The 16093-nt window shown below is 35.8% G+C and carries 16 protein-coding genes and 1 tRNA gene; 8 read left to right on the top strand and 9 right to left on the bottom strand.

What is annotated here, in order from left to right:
• Positions 1-114: 114 nt before the first annotated feature.
• Complete coding sequence (locus COMX_RS00240; protein WP_034335674.1) at positions 115-2037, bottom strand: ribonucleoside-diphosphate reductase subunit alpha; 1923 nt, start codon at positions 2035-2037, stop codon at positions 115-117.
• Positions 2038-2387: 350 nt separating this feature from the next.
• On the opposite strand from COMX_RS00240, the gene COMX_RS00235 reads away from it, so the two are divergent.
• Entirely contained in the window at positions 2388-3578 is a 1191-nt protein-coding gene (locus tag COMX_RS00235; protein WP_034335671.1) for an HNH endonuclease signature motif containing protein, read from the top strand.
• Between the two features lie 324 nt (positions 3579-3902).
• Here the strand turns inward: COMX_RS00235 and guaA are convergent, their stop codons facing one another.
• Positions 3903-5480: a glutamine-hydrolyzing GMP synthase gene (gene guaA / locus COMX_RS00225; protein ID WP_034338551.1), complete on the bottom strand. Its 1578-nt coding sequence runs from the start codon at positions 5478-5480 to the stop codon at positions 3903-3905.
• Positions 5481-5656: 176 nt separating this feature from the next.
• Between guaA and COMX_RS00220 the strand changes: the two genes are divergently transcribed.
• The 3 genes from COMX_RS00220 to COMX_RS00210 all read left to right on the top strand — a co-directional run bounded on the left by COMX_RS00220 (position 5657) and on the right by COMX_RS00210 (position 6763).
• The gene (locus COMX_RS00220; protein WP_152534133.1) at positions 5657-6094 is read left to right on the top strand and encodes a hypothetical protein; all 438 of its coding nucleotides are present in this window, start codon (positions 5657-5659) and stop codon (positions 6092-6094) included.
• Between the two features lie 64 nt (positions 6095-6158).
• A tRNA-Arg gene (locus COMX_RS00215) sits at positions 6159-6235 on the top strand.
• 141 nt (positions 6236-6376) lie between these two features.
• Entirely contained in the window at positions 6377-6763 is a 387-nt protein-coding gene (locus COMX_RS00210; protein WP_034335665.1) for a DNA-binding transcriptional response regulator, read from the top strand.
• Between the two features lie 154 nt (positions 6764-6917).
• On the opposite strand, the gene COMX_RS00205 is transcribed toward COMX_RS00210, so the two are convergent.
• The 3 genes from COMX_RS00205 to COMX_RS00195 form a co-directional block, all read right to left on the bottom strand.
• Entirely contained in the window at positions 6918-8405 is a 1488-nt protein-coding gene (locus COMX_RS00205) for an ArnT family glycosyltransferase (RefSeq protein WP_034335662.1), read from the bottom strand.
• A 167-nt stretch (positions 8406-8572) separates the two neighbouring features.
• Positions 8573-9304 (bottom strand): polyprenol monophosphomannose synthase, encoded by a 732-nt coding sequence (locus COMX_RS00200; protein ID WP_034335661.1) that lies wholly within the window; start codon positions 9302-9304, stop codon positions 8573-8575.
• A gap of 37 nt (positions 9305-9341) precedes the next feature.
• Positions 9342-9824, bottom strand: coding sequence for an Lrp/AsnC family transcriptional regulator (locus tag COMX_RS00195; protein WP_034335658.1), 483 nt, complete (start codon positions 9822-9824; stop codon positions 9342-9344).
• 143 nt (positions 9825-9967) lie between these two features.
• Between COMX_RS00195 and trxB the strand changes: the two genes are divergently transcribed.
• Both trxB and COMX_RS00185 read left to right on the top strand, forming a co-directional pair.
• The gene (gene trxB, locus COMX_RS00190) at positions 9968-10927 is read left to right on the top strand and encodes a thioredoxin-disulfide reductase (RefSeq protein ID WP_034335655.1); all 960 of its coding nucleotides are present in this window, start codon (positions 9968-9970) and stop codon (positions 10925-10927) included.
• Between the two features lie 53 nt (positions 10928-10980).
• Positions 10981-11274 (top strand): hypothetical protein, encoded by a 294-nt coding sequence (locus COMX_RS00185; RefSeq protein ID WP_034335652.1) that lies wholly within the window; start codon positions 10981-10983, stop codon positions 11272-11274.
• Here COMX_RS00185 and COMX_RS00180 read toward each other — a convergent pair.
• The 4 genes from COMX_RS00180 to COMX_RS00165 form a co-directional block, all read right to left on the bottom strand.
• Entirely contained in the window at positions 11271-12707 is a 1437-nt protein-coding gene (locus tag COMX_RS00180) for a mannose-1-phosphate guanylyltransferase/mannose-6-phosphate isomerase (RefSeq protein ID WP_051461737.1), read from the bottom strand. The two genes, COMX_RS00185 and COMX_RS00180, sit on opposite strands and share 4 nt — an antisense overlap.
• A gap of 40 nt (positions 12708-12747) precedes the next feature.
• Entirely contained in the window at positions 12748-13050 is a 303-nt protein-coding gene (locus COMX_RS00175; RefSeq protein ID WP_034335648.1) for an integration host factor subunit beta, read from the bottom strand.
• 39 nt (positions 13051-13089) lie between these two features.
• Entirely contained in the window at positions 13090-14028 is a 939-nt protein-coding gene (gene sppA / locus COMX_RS00170; RefSeq protein WP_034335646.1) for a signal peptide peptidase SppA, read from the bottom strand.
• Between the two features lie 94 nt (positions 14029-14122).
• On the bottom strand, positions 14123-14575 hold the full coding sequence (locus COMX_RS00165; RefSeq protein ID WP_034335642.1) for a Ros/MucR family transcriptional regulator: 453 nt from the start codon (positions 14573-14575) through the stop codon (positions 14123-14125).
• Between the two features lie 830 nt (positions 14576-15405).
• On the opposite strand from COMX_RS00165, the gene rplU reads away from it, so the two are divergent.
• Positions 15406-15708, top strand: coding sequence for a 50S ribosomal protein L21 (gene rplU / locus COMX_RS00160; RefSeq protein WP_034335640.1), 303 nt, complete (start codon positions 15406-15408; stop codon positions 15706-15708).
• A 45-nt stretch (positions 15709-15753) separates the two neighbouring features.
• The gene (rpmA, locus tag COMX_RS00155; RefSeq protein WP_034335637.1) at positions 15754-16023 is read left to right on the top strand and encodes a 50S ribosomal protein L27; all 270 of its coding nucleotides are present in this window, start codon (positions 15754-15756) and stop codon (positions 16021-16023) included.
• Positions 16024-16093 lie beyond the last annotated feature (70 nt).

The following is a 16093-nucleotide window of genomic DNA, read 5'->3' as shown; positions in this document are numbered from 1 at the left end:
TCTTATCCTTTCTATTATGATAAATTTTTATATTTCTAGTTATCAGAGTAAAAGAAAACCCCTTATCTAAAATTAAAGATAAGGGGTTTTTATAAAATTACAAAGAATTAAAGTCTATTGACAAGATAGGCACTCTTCATAATCTGTCGTTGTATTCCCATCAATTGGTGTTGATGGCGTAATCGGAGATAAAACATCCATCTTTACCGCAACATTACTGACGTCATCTGCACGTTGTAAGGATAATGAGCGACAATAATATAAAGATTTCACCCCTTTTTTCCATGCTTGATAATGAATTTGATGTAAATCACGTTTATGAATGTCTGCTGGCACGAATAAATTAACAGATTGAGACTGACAAATAAACGGCGAGCGATCTGCTGCATGTTCAATAATCCAGCGTTGATCAAGTTCAAATGCTGTCTTAAAAACATCTTTTTCATCTTGAGTTAAAAATTCCAAATTCTGAACACTGCCTTTGTTCAACGTGATAGAAGACCAAACCTCATCTGTGTCTTGTCCTTTGCTTTGCAATAATGCTCTCAAATGACGATTACGCACGATAAAGGACCCTGATAATGTTTTTTGCAAGAAGACATTGGCATTAATCGGTTCTATTCCTGGACTGGCATTTCCCGCAATAATAGAAATAGAAGCCGTTGGTGCAATTGCCATTTTATTTGAAAAGCGTTCGTTAATTCCATAATCTTCAGCATCAGGACACGGGCCACGTTCTTCGGCTAGCATCACAGAGGCTTTATCTGCTTGAGCACGAATATGTTGGAACATTTTTTTATTCCAAACTTTGGCCATCGCACTTTCAAAAGGAATATTCTTGGCTTGCAAGAAAGAATGAAAACCCATAACGCCCATACCAACTGAACGTTCACGAGACGCTGCATAACGAGCGCGTGCCATTTCATCTGGCGCGTTGTTGATAAAATCTTGTAAGACATTGTCCAAAAATAACATGACATCTGGAATAAACTGAGGAACATTATTCCATTGATCCCAATATTCTAGATTTAAAGAAGACAAACAACAAACAGCTGTTCTCTCTTCACCTTTATGATCTATTCCAGTTGGTAATGTAATTTCAGCACAGAGATTCGAAGTTTTAACTTCAAGTCCAGCTAATTTATGATGTTCTGGACGTGCATTATTAACGGTATCTGAATAAACAATATATGGTTCGCCCTGTTCAATACGTGTTGTTAGCAATCTGATCCACAAAGAACGTGCTGAAACTTTACGAATCACAGATTGATCTTTGGGAGATAATAACGCCCATTCTTCGTTTTTCTCTACAGCGCGCATAAAAGCATCAGAAACCAATACACCATGATGTAAATTCAATGCTTTACGATTAGGATCCCCCCCTGTAGGGCGACGTAATTCGATAAATTCTTCAATCTCAGGATGCCAAACGGGCAAATACACAGCAGCTGAACCACGACGTAAAGAACCTTGGCTGATTGCCAACGTTAAGCTATCCATCACGCGAATAAACGGAATCACTCCTGAGGTTTTACCATTCCGTTTAACATTTTCACCAATTGAACGCAGATTCCCCCAATAAGAACCAATTCCACCGCCACGAGAAGCAAGCCAAACATTTTCGTTCCACAGCTCAACAATACCTTTAAGGCTGTCTTCTGCTTCGTTCAAAAAGCAAGAAATCGGCAAACCACGAGAAGTTCCCCCATTCGATAGTACTGGCGTTGCAGGCATAAACCAATGTTGAGACATATAATCATAAAGCCGTTGTGCATGCCCTGCGTCACTACCGTAATAAGAAGCAACACGTGCAAATAAATCTTGATAAGACTCCCCTTCCATCAAATAGCGATCATCCAATGTCGCTTTACCAAAAGGGGTTAACAAATCATCACGAGAATGATTAAGTTTTACCTGATATCGCCCATAAAGCTGAACGTTTCCAGCCAACGCATCAGTAAAGTCAAACGTGGATTGTTCAACTTTACTTCTTACTGTTACAGAGGTCTTTTTTTCAAGTACATCAACAGGACTCACGTCTCATATCCTCGCAAAACAAGATTAAGGGCTTAGGGGTTTGTTATCCCTAATGATACACCATAAATTGTTAAATGAAATGGTTAATTTTCTATATCTAGTATATTTAAAGAATATATATATCTATATGATGATACAAAATCAACAGAACAATAGTCTTGACAAGAAATATTTTATTAGCATGTAATTACCACACATGCTAAATTTTACCAACTAATTCAACTATACACAAAATCTAAAATACATGTAAAATTGAAGCAAAAAAGAATAAAATTAAAACGTTTCTATTTTAATCCATCTGTATATATTAACATATTAGAAACAAACCAAAACATAAAAGTTGCTCCTTTATGATTAAAAGACCCCCAATTTCACAAAATATCCAAAGGCAACTTTGGGCTGAATCCTTTGGTTTTTGTATGAATCCTGAATGCAATACGTTACTTATAACAGATACAGCATCTGTTGCTGATATAGCCCATATTCAAGAGCATGCGAAGGGTGGAAGTATAGAGTTTGAAAACTTAATTTTACTATGTAAAAACTGCCATAAAATCATTGATTCCTCTAGACAAAACGATACGCAAATAGAAAATAAGCTTCTACAATGGAAAGAAGATAGACAAAAAAAATTAAAAGAAATTTTCTGTAAAAAATACGACTCATTTGCTTTATTAAAGGAAAATATTATACCGTATTTAAAAGAAAATAAAAATATTTTTGATCTATATGGACCCGAAAGTTTGAAGGCTTCCTTAGAGACACATAAGTCATGGGTTCAATTCGAACCAAAAATCATCAGTAATAATGAAATAATATTAACTATACTAAAAGCCAATATAAATTTAATAAACAATAAACTCAGAGATATAATTGACCTGTATGAACGACATCAACAAGATTTTATTAATACTCGAGAACCAGAAATATTTACAAGACAAGCACTTTTCCCAAAGGAAATCCTAACCATTTTTGGTTTAGAAATCATCACAGAGGAATCAAATACAAACAATCTAACTTATTTACAAAATTTATTAAAAAAACTTGATAAAGAACAAAGATTAATTGATTTTAGTCTTTTCTCACCACAACATTTAATTTACACAGATGAATCTAACAAAGAAGAAAAAGTTACTTTAGACAATGTAATAAGATTTCAACAAATACTATATACTGAAAAAATTTATTACCAAAAAAATATAGAAACACAATTACGTATCAGCGATGTAGTTTTTATTTTAAAGATACTCTTTCAAAACAAATATTATAATTGGGCTTTTCCTGAACAATATAATTTTACAAAAATTCTTGTGAATGATTCAATAGAACTACTATTAATGTATGAGTATGAAATAACTGTAAATGATGTTATGACATTACAAGCAGAAGAAAATTTAATAATAATTAATACTCATAATTGGAATGGTGGTCCATTTTCATCTGAAGCTTTAGAGTATCTAAATGGCTTAAATTTAAATATCAGAGCTCTTAATACAAACCAATTTGCGAAATTATGTGCCAGAAAAACGTTAAGCAATTAATGCGAATTATTAACGAAGGTAAAAGAATTTTATTCAATAGCCACCAAGTTATTCTTTTCGGATCGGTATTGAAATCCAATATTTTTAATGATGTTGATATAATTTGTATTTATGAGAAGCATAAAAGGTTGTTAATACTTCAAGAAATAGAGTTATATTCATCAATTATTTTCGATATAACTCAAGTCAATTTACATGCAGTATTGTTAAACTTAGAAGAAAGTAAAACTAGTATTTTTCTAAAATCAGTTAAGCAAAATAAACATTATTATATGAAGGGAAGTAATCAAATTTTGACACTTCCACTCAAATATAATTAGACCTTTATTCCCACTCAATCGTTCCTGGTGGTTTAGAGGTAATATCATAGGTTACACGATTAACACCGCGGACTTCATTCACAATACGCCCAGCAACTCTCGTCAAAAAGGCCATATCGAATGGATAAACATCCGCAGTCATTCCATCAACACTGGTAACTGCACGTAATGCGCAAGCGTGATCGTAAGTACGACCATCACCCATCACACCCACCGTACGAACAGGCAACAATACAGCAAAGGCTTGCCAAATAGCATCATATAAACCAGCACTCCGAATTTCTTCCAGATAAATAGAATCAATTTTACGCAACAAATCCAGTTTATCATTCGTAATATCACTTAGAATTCGAATAGCTAATCCTGGTCCAGGAAAAGGATGACGACCGACGATATTCTCTGGAATACCCATTTCACGACCAAGGTCACGGACTTCATCTTTAAACAAATCTCGAAGCGGTTCAACCAGCTGCATATTCATCCGCTCTGGTAACCCACCAACATTATGATGAGATTTAATAGTTACTGATGATCCTGTAACACTGACACTTTCAATCACATCAGGGTATAAAGTTCCCTGGGCAAGAAAATCCGCACCACCTAATTTTTTAGCTTCTTCTTCAAAGACTTCAACAAATAAACGACCAATCGTTTTACGTTTAATTTCTGGATCTTTAACACCCTCTAATTCTTTTAAGAACAGATCAGAAGCATCACGTTTAATCAAAGGAATATTAAACTGCCCAGTAAAGGTTTTAACAACCTCATCGACCTCACCTTGACGCAACATACCATGATCGACAAAAATACAGGTTAGTTGATCGCCAATCGCTTGGTGTATTAATACAGCCGCCACCGCAGAATCAACACCACCAGATAAACCACAAATAACCTTTTTATCCCCAACTTGCTGACGAATTCGTTCGATTTCCAAATCACGAAAACTCGCCATTGTCCAATTTCCACGACAACCAGCAATATTATGCGTGAAATTCTTTAACAATGCTGCACCATGAGGTGTGTGCACAACTTCTGGATGGAATTGAACCCCGTATAAACGACGACCTTCATCAGCAATCATCGCATAAGGCGCACCTTCACTGGTTCCAATAACTTTAAATCCAGGAGGAAGTTTCACAACACGATCCCCATGGCTCATCCATACTTGCTCACGACTTCCTCTTGCCCATACCCCACGGCATAAAGAGCTATCTTCAACAACATCGACGTGCGCACGACCAAATTCACGATGATCGCTAGATTCGACCTGTCCCCCTAACTGGTGGCACATTGCTTGTTCGCCATAGCAAATCCCCAAGACAGGGATATTAAGCGCAAAAACTTCATCTGGAATACGAGGAGAATCTTGATCCGCAACACTGGCAGGACCGCCTGATAAAATAATACCTTTGGGCGCAAAAGAACGAATCTTTTCATTTTTACTGGTATAAGGCCAAATTTCACAATAAACACCACTTTCGCGAACGCGTCGGGCTATTAATTGCGTTACTTGGCTACCGAAATCAAGAATAAGAATCTTTTCTTCGTGTAAAGATTGTTCTAAGTCACTTACTTGGGTCATTATACCAACTTCTTCATTAAACTTTTTTGAAAAAACATGCTTCACTATCAAATAAGCGAAAAACATTCAGATAAAAAGAGAATTATCTAAAAAATTTTAACTTTCTCGTTTATAAGACTAAATTAATTTGATGTTTTCATACTATAAGTTTTTATTGAATTTTGTCGGAGCTTTCTATGATTAAAAAGAAAATAAGATATTTTTTTACCAACTCCATGCTTTTAGGACTTACCTGCCTTACTTTGAATGCTTGTGGCAGCAAACTTGCAGAAGATCACCCACAAGGTATTTGGTTGGGAAAAATGGAAGTTGAACAAGGAACCTGCCCTACCGATAGAATAGCCGCATTACGCGTTGATAAAAAAATGGTTCTTTTTTCCCCTGATAATGGTGCTTTGATTCTAAGAGGGGATTTCGATAAAAAACAAAAACCAAGACATTTAGTAGCAAAACTTCATCGAGTAGATATGGATCACAAACCTTATGATTTAATTTTCGAAGGTAAAGCAAAAGATGAAAATATTATCGGCACTTATGGAACCCCAGACTGCCGTGCGCACATTACTTTTTATCGCCCCAAACATTATGGCTTGTCAGATGCCATCGCACATTAATTAATAAAAATAAAAAAAAGGCTTGCAATCAAAAAAAAGATAAGATACAAGCCTATTTCAAGACGCACCCGTAGCTCAACTGGATAGAGCACCAGACTACGAATCTGGGGGTTATGGGTTCGATTCCTGTCGGGTGCGCCATTTAAATATCATTTAATTTTAAGTTGATATTTCTTTAATTTTTTCCTTAAAATTTCAAAATAGTGTTATACAGATAATAATTTTTTTGTTATAAAAAAAGTTCTTTGCACCTCTCATGTTAAATACACGGTTGATTAGTTAATGATACTCTCTTCTGCTTCGCTTTTAATCATAGAAGACCAACCAGAAATATGCGATTTACTCGAACTGAGTTTACTAAACAAAGTTGAAAAAATTTATATTGCGCACTCTGTTACTCAGGCATGTTGCCTACAATCTCAGTTTCGCTTTGATATTGCCATCGTAGATTCTTGCTTACCTGACGGCGACCCTTATCCTTTGGTTAAAGAACTACTGACGCAACAATGTAAAATCTTATTAATGAGTGGTAATTTCGAGCTTAATAAGCGTCTGGCACAACTCCCTTTGCCCAAAATTGACAAACCTTTTAGATTACCAACATTAATACAATCCGTTGAGCAAGCCTTTCAAGCTTCTACGGCCGAAGCTTTAAAATCTGCCTCTTAATCATCCGCCTGTATTTCTATGCAAAATATAGCCATTACCATAAAGACATCACCCTTTATTATTTGCTGACTACGTCCGCATAAAAATGATCATGTTCTATCTTTAATCAAAGGGATAGTACGATCCAAAAAAAAGAGGTTTTATAAAGTACTAGCTAGTAAGGTAGAAACTTACTTTCTCTCTTTATGATAAGATCAGGACTAAGATTTACCAGATACAATTCATAAGCTTGAGCTATACTGCCCTTTTGGATACGAGCAACGCTCCCACGAGGTGCATAGCCCAAAGGGTTAAGTGGAGAAACAAAATAATCATTTTTACCAACAGTTAAAAATGATAGTTCCTTGGCATGTTGCCTACGAATAAAATAACCTTCTGTTAAATTACTGCTGGGCAAACTAAAATATTGCCAACGATTCCCAATTACCATTATTTGCCTATCAGGTAAATAGAACCTAAGCTCTGAAGCTAGTCCATAATTATCAGAAATAATAACACAATCCACAGGCACAGCAGCATTGACAGATTGGGCAAAACTTTGCCAACCACCCAACTGTTTTAACAACATATCTTTTTTTGCAGGCAAAGGTACAATCGCAAAAATTGCTTGGATATAAACCAAAGACACTATTGAAAATCCAACAACAATAGCCGTTTTAAGCCATCTCGTCACATAAAGACCTGTAATTACCACTAACACAGGATATAATAATCCTACCCAATTAGCCTGTACTCGATCCCCAATTGCATGTTGAATAAACACAAAAACGGGTAAGACAACCATCAACCACAATAGATATGAACCAGAATCGCATTTTCTTTGCCATACAGCTCGTGTTAAATAAAATAGCCCAATACAAAAACAGATAAAAATAACGGGTGTAGATAAACCTATTTGTCCACCTAATAACTCTGATAAAAATTGCAAAGCACGATTTGGGTTCCAATCCCCAGCTCTTCCTCCTTGCTTGAAAAAGCTGATCCATTGATGCTGGCTGTTCCATATAATAACAGGGGAGAAAATAAAACCTGCTAGGATTGCTCCTCCCCATAGCTCTTTCGTTTTTAAATATCCACGACCTTCTTTGGTAAATAAACACCATAGTCCCAAAGCCGCAATCATTAATAAGGCTGTATATTTGCTCAATAATGCCAACCCAGCACTGGCGCCAATAACCCACCAATATTGTACAGATTTCGTATAAAGCAGACGACCACACGCCCATAGCATTATACAAATAAAAAATAACAACGGCGTATCAGGCGTTACAATAATACCGCCGACACCCACTGTTAAGGTCGCATTTAAAAGTAAAACGGCTATAATCGCTTTTTGCCTTGAATCTGAGTGATAGCGATTAAAATCTTTAACAGCAAAATAAACAAAAAAACTGCCAACGAATGCAGCAACAGAGCCTAAAAAGCGCACTCCTAATTCTGTATTACCCCATAATAAACATCCTGTTTTAATCCACAACGCAATCATGGGTGGGTGATCATAATAACTATAATCCAAAGCACGTGACCAAACCCAATAATAAGCTTCATCAGGAGACAGGTATAGAGATGAAGCAACAATAAAACGCACTATTGTCAAAATAATCAATATTACCAAAAGCCATAAAGATGGATGTTTTTTCACGTATAGTTAACCAGAATAAAAAAGGTGAAGATATTTGAAATGATGCCGATAATAATATCAACATAACACATTATAAGAAAGTTACATTCCACCGTAAGGAAGAATTAAACATCTCTTATTTGCAGCGATATAAAATTGTTTTAAATAAGTTGGTTAGATTAGACCGATTAAATTCGTTGATATAGTTTTTCAATTAACATAATGACGAATTGAATCATTACTCGGAAACCAAGTTTACTTTTCCCAAATATTCTTTCACGAAACCTGAAAGGCACTTCTTTTATTCGAGTTGTTTTGGGCGAGGACATTACCAGATCTAATAAAATCTTGAACCCTGTTCCTGACAATTGTGGCATAAGTTCAATGAACAAAGACCGTTTTAACAGAAAAAAACCACTCATTGGGTCTTGCAAAGGAACAGGTAAAAAAAATTGTGAAATACGAATTCCCGTATTTGATAAAAAATGACGCCATTTATTGGCAAGTCCAGTATCATCACCGCCTTCTACGTGACGACTACCTACTGCAAAATCATAATTATCTTTTAATACAGCATCTAACATAATGGGTAGACATGTTTCATCATGCTGCATATCTCCATCAATCACGGCTATACATTGTGCAGATGTCGACAGCACACCTTCTATTACTGCTGTAGAAAGCCCTCGCCTTCCTACACGTAAAATTCCCCTAATTCGTTGGTCTTGTTGGGCCAATTGCCAAACTTGCTCAATCGTACCGTCAGGAGAGTTATCATCGACAAAAATTGCTTCCCAACGTCTTCCATCTAATGCTTTAACCAGAGCTTGAAATAACGGCTCCACATTATCCCTTTCATTATAGCAAGGGATAATCACACAAAGCTCTAACTTATATTTTGAGGGGGTGAAAACATTCATTACGATATTTACAATCTATCCATATACAAAAGATACATCATTCAGCAGGTTTAGCTAGAGGAACCCCTTCTCTTTGCAAGCTGGTTCTAATGATTTGTAAAGTTTGAACTCTGGCAACATGAGGATTACTGGTCAACTCATGCGTTAATCGATTCTCGTCCTCGGCATCCTTAGCAATAAAACGAATTAAGAAATCAACACCACCACGCACCATGTGGCACTCTCTTACCTCGGGCAATTCCGCCATTTGGGTTTCAAATTCTGTTAAGACAGATTCTTTTTGACTATCCAAACCAACCAAAACAAACACTGACAAAGACCAGCCCACAGAAACATTATCTATGACTGCATGATAACTTTTTATAACCCCCATAGCTTCCAAGCGTCTGACCCGTCGCAAGCAAGGCGGAGCAGATATACCAACACGTTGAGCTAAATCAATATTAGTAATGCGGCCATCTTTTTGTAATTCATCCAAAATCAGCCAGTCAATTCTATCAAGTTCTACTAATTGTGCCATATACTTGTTACCTGCCCTAGCATTTTGTATTTTATTTATATCTTTAAAAGGCTATTGTTAAACCAAACCTTCTTTTTATACAATAAACACCATATATATATAATATTTAAAAAATCGCTACGACAAAATCAGGATATAACAATATGACGGAAACATTTATAACAAATATGCTTATTATTGGTGCGGGTCCTGCTGGATATACAGCAGCAATCTATGGTGCCAGAGCTAATATGAAACCCGTTCTTTTAACAGGCCTACAACCTGGTGGACAACTGACCATTACCAATGATGTAGAAAACTATCCAGGCTTTGCAGAGGCTATTCAAGGGCCTTGGTTAATGGATCAAATGGCAGCGCAAGCTAAAAATGTTGGTGCCGAAATCGTAATGGACAGTGTTTCAAAATGTTCCTTACTTGACCCTCAAAAAGAAGATGGATATTTTGTTTTTCATACCGATGGTGGCAATATCTATAAAGCACGCACTGCCATTATTGCTACAGGGGCTCAGGCTCGTTGGTTAGGACTAGAAGCCGAAGAGCGCCTACAAGGATATGGCGTTTCTGCTTGTGCTACTTGTGATGGTTTTTTTTATCGTGGTAAAAAAGTAGCTGTAATTGGCGGCGGAAATACTGCTGTTGAAGAGGCATTATACCTGACCCATCATGCATCTCATGTTACTCTTATTCATCGCCGCAATAGCCTAAGAGCTGAAAAAATCCAACAAGATCGTTTGCTTGCTAATCCAAAGATCTCTGTCATTTGGGATTCTGTCGTTGAAAATATTCTTTCAGGAGGAACTCCAGAAGCTGTCACAGGTGTTGCTTTAAAAAATATTAAAACAAATGAACAAGCTAGCATTGATGTAGATGGTGTTTTTATCGCTATTGGTCATAATCCAAACACCTCTTTGTTTAAAGGGCAAATTGAATTGGATTCTGAAAACTATATCAAGACAAAACCAGGTACAACACAGACCTCTATTCATGGTATTTTTGCAGCAGGTGACGTGCAAGATAAAACTTACCGCCAAGCAATTACTGCTGCTGGCTCTGGATGTATGGCAGCTTTAGAAGCTGAACGCTATTTAGGTGAAACAAACTAAAGAATATGATATTAGATGGGAAAAAATAATCTTTATTTCCCATCAATCTCAAAATGATAGATGACACGTATCTTAAATTATCGATTCATAAAGCTTTCTTAGGGCATATCGGAACAAATATCCGTGCCATTGCTTATGATTATACAAATATATGTATCTTTATTTATGCTTATTTAAATCAAGAGCCAAGGGATGATGATTTTGAAATTATAGATCGTGCTGCTACTGAAATATTAGCAGATTTTCCACAACTTGAATCACAAGATATTACTTTAATCAAAACAGCAAATCCAATAGCATCTCTCAATGCTCATAAGGGATGGATTTTCGTTAGATATGAAAATTAATTCAAACGGTTATAATTATCTTCTATACGAATAATATCATCTTCATTTAAATAAGCGCCAGACTGTATTTCAATCACTACCAAAGGGATACGTCCAGGATTCCCCAAACGATGTAATGTTCCAGCTGGCAAGTAAACACTTTCATTCTCTTTAACAAGAATATTTTCATTGCCCCTTGTGACCTCTGCAACTCCAGAAACCACAACCCAATGTTCAGAGCGATGATAATGTTTTTGCAAAGAAAGTTGTGAACCTTCATTTACCACCAACTGTTTTACCTGAAAACGATGTCCATTGACCAAAGTTTCATAAAACCCCCAAGGGCGATAACAACGTGCATGTGCAAAGGCTTCTTTTTGCTTGGCTGTTATCAACCGTTCAACAATCTTTTTAACTTCTTGAGATTTGCGTCGATCTGTAACCAAGACAGCATCTTTAGTAACCACAACAACCACATCATCAAGACCACTGACCGCCGCCACCATATCATCCGAGCGAACATAGCTATTATGAGTATTTTCTAAGAACACATTACCTATGGCAACATTGCCTACTTTATCTTTTGGGCTAATGTCCCAAAGACCATCCCAACTACCTATATCTGACCAAGTTAAATCCGCAGCAATAACTAGCATTTGCTCAGTTTTTTCAGCAATCGCATAATCAATCGAAATATCAGGAATATTTACAAAATCCTCAAGTTGGATTCGTTCAAAATATAAATCTGTTTTGCGGTTTTTAATGGCAATTTGTATAAGAGATAAAAGCTCTGGCGTATATTTTTCCATTTCCCTCAGCATCGTCTGTGCAGAAAAAACAAACATCCCTGAATTCCACAAATAATTCCCAGATTCTATCATATGAACAGCACGCTGATAGTCAGGTTTTTCTGTAAATGCTTTTACAAAAAAAGCATGTTCGGCCTCTGAAAGCTTTTGCCCTTTTTCAATATACCCATACCCCGTTTCTGGTCTGGTTGGATGAATACCAAATGTAAGAATTTTTTCCTTTTGAGCCAGGATTGCTGCCTCTTTAACTAATTCAATTAAAAGCTCTGTTTCTTGAACAACTGCATCAGCTGCCATGACCCAAAGAATATAATTTGGGTTTTCTTGAGCTACTAACATGCTTGCTGCTGCAATCGCTGGGGCTGAATTCCTGCCAATTGGCTCTAATAAAATACGGGCTTTTTCAATGCCAATCTCGCGCAACTGTTCAGCAATTAAAAAACGATGATCATTATTACAAACAATAATCGGGTCTGTAAACATAGACCCGACCGCTCTTAATGCTGTATCTTGCAACATCGAATTATTTGTTAACAATGGCCATAATTGCTTGGGAAAACTGGCACGGGAAACAGGCCATAATCTGCTGCCTGTACCTCCTGACAAAATTACGGGAACAATTTTAAAATTCTCAGTTCCACTCATTTTTTTTCCTTGCCTTTTTATTATTTTCCCAAAGCTGAGCTTACTTTTTAGCAGCCTCTTCTAATTGATTATTTGTTCGCTTTCTGAGTTCTTTACCGGTTTTGAAAAAAGGAACGTGCTTTTCTTCAACTTCAACAGCATCCCCAGTTCTAGGATTGCGACCTGTACGAGCTTTACGATTTTTAACAAAAAAAGCACCAAAACCACGCAACTCTACTCTACCACCTTCAGACAACGAAGCTTCGATTTCATCAAAAATCGTAGAAACAATCAAATCAATATCTTTAATTAATAAATTTGGATGTGCTGCTGCAATCTCTAAAATTAGTTCAGATTTAGTCATTCATTTATACTCATTATATACTTTTATTAAATTTGTAACCTAAGGTTTCCAAATTGCTATAGCACCATCAAGATTTTCATGACTATTATACAGTGCTTGCTGCATAACCCCATTCATCGTATCTCCTAGTGTTTCACCCATAAATCTAGAAAACCACTTAGAAGGTTTCTTATTTTTTAACTCTATTACTTTGATATCAGATGATAATTTTAAATACTGAGCTAACCATTTCTTGGCATCTTGCTCTGTACCAATTTGATCGACTAACCCATTGTTAACCGCTTGTTGACCACTATATGGACGACCATCACCAAGTTCTTTTACCTTGGCAACATCCATATGCCTTCCTTGTGCAACCATTCCTACAAATTGATCATAAAAGTTCTCAATCAATCCTTGTAACATCTCACGACCTTGAGGTGATAAAGGCTTAACCATCGAAGGTTGTCCCTTCAAAGGCCCAGAAACCAGCTGATCAACAGTAATGCCAACTTTTCCCAACAATCCGGAAATGTCAGGCGCTTGCATAATGACACCTATAGACCCCGTCAAGGTAGAGTTTAAAGCAAAAATCCGATTGGCTGGTACAGAAATCATATAACCAGCTGAAGCGGCTACACCTCCCATACTGACAACCACAGGTTTTTCCTTTGCAAAACGCATTACTGCATCATGCAATTGCTCTCCTCCTGTAACGGCACCCCCGGGACTATTCACACAAAGGATCAATCCTTTGATAGATTTATCTGCCAAAGCGTCATCAATTAACTTTACTTGCTTAGAAACATCAGATCCAATAATACCTTCGATTTTCAACTTTACCAAATGATCACCACCAGATCCCATCTTAGATAAAGAAGCACTCACAACGATTGATGCAACAGACACAACAAATATAATTATTGCCATACAACGCCACAAAACCAATTTTCGTCGTATTTTTTGACGTTCGAGTAATAAATCACTTTCTATTTGCATTTAATTGAGCATCCCATAACCATAAGATATTATTTATATTTCCAAACAATGGATATATAATTATCAAGACAACCCGAGTCAAAGAGAATATTTTTTAATCATCTTTGCGGCTTTTACGTCCATGGGTATGATCATTTTTATTATTGGCAATATTTTTACGTCCTAACCCAATTTCACGAGCTAAATTAGATCTGCGTTCTGCATAATTTGGCGCAACCATAGGATAGTCTGCAGGGAGATTCCAACGTTCACGATATTGTTCCGGTGTTAATCCATACGCACTTTGAATATGACGTTTTAACATTTTCAATTTTTTGCCATCTTCTAGGCAAATAATATAATCAGGAAATACAGAACGTTTAATAGGCACAACAGGCTGTAACTTTTCTGTTTCTGAGCCATTTTTCTCTATAGAGTTTAACGTTTGATATACTTGTCTAATTAATTCTGGCAATTGATCTGTGCCAACCGAATTATTAGATATATGTGACGAAACAACTTTGACTGTCAGCTCTAATAGCGAAAAATTTTTTTCTTCTAATTCCATTATATTTACCCAAAAACCACACTAAATACTTGAACTTTGTTTATAAAATTCAAATAAAATTATATTATAAATTTTATTTTTCAATATATATAGAAATAACAACTCTAACATTATTTAGAATAATTACTATCTAAAATTGAAAAAATATCTCTTCACTCAACATAATACTCATCACCCAAAATAAAACTTTGATTTCCCCAAGATTTCTTACTGTTTAATATAAGATTAACAACCCATACGCATTAATAATTTTCAAAAGAAAAACCATGAACAAAACAAAATCATTTTATCTAATTTGCATCATAAGCTTATTCTTTCTATCAAATTGCGCTCAAAACAATTCACATCATAATTATGTCAAAGGCTCATACTTACAAATTGGCTCTGGTGGATCTGTGCGTTAATCTTAAATAAGTATTCAAGAAAAAAATCATTATTAAATTTAAACAATACAGTAAATAATGTGACTGATTTATCGATAGTTTAAAAATATTTCAAGAAGTATTAACAAAAATGACAAAGAATATTTATTGCACTATCGAAAATACAAAATGTTTTTATGTATTACTCACTATGCTAAAAATATGTATACTTTGGTATTATATTAATATTTAATACATAAATCACTACTATTAATCAGATCAAATCTTTAAACTAAATATATCTATAAAAATTAGCTTTTTTATTGACTTAGCAATTGACTTTTATACTAAAAAATATGATATATGTCAGAATTCAAAGTCTATCGTACCTTTGAAAGCTAATTATAACAAAAAGAAATTCTGTAAAATCACTTTTACAAGAGTTTGGCATAAATAGAGAGTTTATTAATGTTTGCAATTATCCGCACTGGTGGAAAACAATATCGCGTTACCCCTGATATGGTATTAAAAGTTGAAAAACTTGATGTCGAAGCAGGAAGCACCGTTACTTTTTCAGAGATTCTAGCTGTTGATGGGAAAATTGGTATCCCAACTGTTGCTGGCGCATCTGTAAAAGCTACTGTTATTGCACAAGATCGTTTGAAAAAGGTAATTATTTTCAAAAAACGTCGTCGTCAAAACAGCCGCCGCAAAAATGGACATCGCCAACCTGTAACTGTTTTGCGTATTACCGAAATTAACGCTGCGTAATTCACAACCCTATTCAATATTGATTTCTTAAACAGGAGATAAATCATGGCACATAAAAAAGCAGGCGGTTCCTCCAGAAACGGACGCGATACAGAAGGTCGTCGTCTTGGAGTAAAAAAATTCGGTGGACAATCAGTTATCGCTGGTAACATTATTGTTCGTCAACGTGGCACAAAAATTAAACCAGGAAGTAATGTTGGTTTAGGTCGTGACCACACAATTTTTGCCCTTGTTGATGGCAATGTACGCTTTGACAGCCGTAACAAAGGAAACGTTACTGTTTCTGTAGAAACGCTAGCTAACGCTGCTGAATAAAGTCATCATTGACCTTTATGGTCTTTGTTATTCAATAAAGGGTCGATTCGTATTGAATCGACCCTTTATA

The organism is Commensalibacter papalotli (ex Servin-Garciduenas et al. 2014) (assembly GCF_000527695.1).
In the GTDB taxonomy this organism is placed as follows: Bacteria; Pseudomonadota; Alphaproteobacteria; order Acetobacterales; family Acetobacteraceae; genus Commensalibacter; species Commensalibacter papalotli.
This window is presented reverse-complemented; position numbering and strand designations above follow the sequence as displayed.

Bases quoted from the DNA above. Each gene is read 5' to 3' on its own strand.
- COMX_RS00180 (WP_051461737.1), bottom strand. From the start codon at position 12,707: ATGAGTGGAACTGAGAATTTTAAAATTGTTCCCGTAATTTTGTCAGGA.
- COMX_RS00220 (WP_152534133.1), top strand. From the start codon at position 5,657: ATGATTAAAAAGAAAATAAGATATTTTTTTACCAACTCCATGCTTTTA.
- rplU (WP_034335640.1), top strand. From the start codon at position 15,406: ATGTTTGCAATTATCCGCACTGGTGGAAAACAATATCGCGTTACCCCT.
- rpmA (WP_034335637.1), top strand. From the start codon at position 15,754: ATGGCACATAAAAAAGCAGGCGGTTCCTCCAGAAACGGACGCGATACA.
- COMX_RS00175 (WP_034335648.1), bottom strand. From the start codon at position 13,050: ATGACTAAATCTGAACTAATTTTAGAGATTGCAGCAGCACATCCAAAT.
- guaA (WP_034338551.1), bottom strand. From the start codon at position 5,480: ATGACCCAAGTAAGTGACTTAGAACAATCTTTACACGAAGAAAAGATT.
- COMX_RS00185 (WP_034335652.1), top strand. From the start codon at position 10,981: ATGATAGATGACACGTATCTTAAATTATCGATTCATAAAGCTTTCTTA.
- COMX_RS00195 (WP_034335658.1), bottom strand. From the start codon at position 9,824: ATGGCACAATTAGTAGAACTTGATAGAATTGACTGGCTGATTTTGGAT.
- trxB (WP_034335655.1), top strand. From the start codon at position 9,968: ATGACGGAAACATTTATAACAAATATGCTTATTATTGGTGCGGGTCCT.
- COMX_RS00235 (WP_034335671.1), top strand. From the start codon at position 2,388: ATGATTAAAAGACCCCCAATTTCACAAAATATCCAAAGGCAACTTTGG.
- COMX_RS00165 (WP_034335642.1), bottom strand. From the start codon at position 14,575: ATGGAATTAGAAGAAAAAAATTTTTCGCTATTAGAGCTGACAGTCAAA.
- COMX_RS00200 (WP_034335661.1), bottom strand. From the start codon at position 9,304: ATGAATGTTTTCACCCCCTCAAAATATAAGTTAGAGCTTTGTGTGATT.
- sppA (WP_034335646.1), bottom strand. From the start codon at position 14,028: ATGCAAATAGAAAGTGATTTATTACTCGAACGTCAAAAAATACGACGA.
- COMX_RS00210 (WP_034335665.1), top strand. From the start codon at position 6,377: ATGATACTCTCTTCTGCTTCGCTTTTAATCATAGAAGACCAACCAGAA.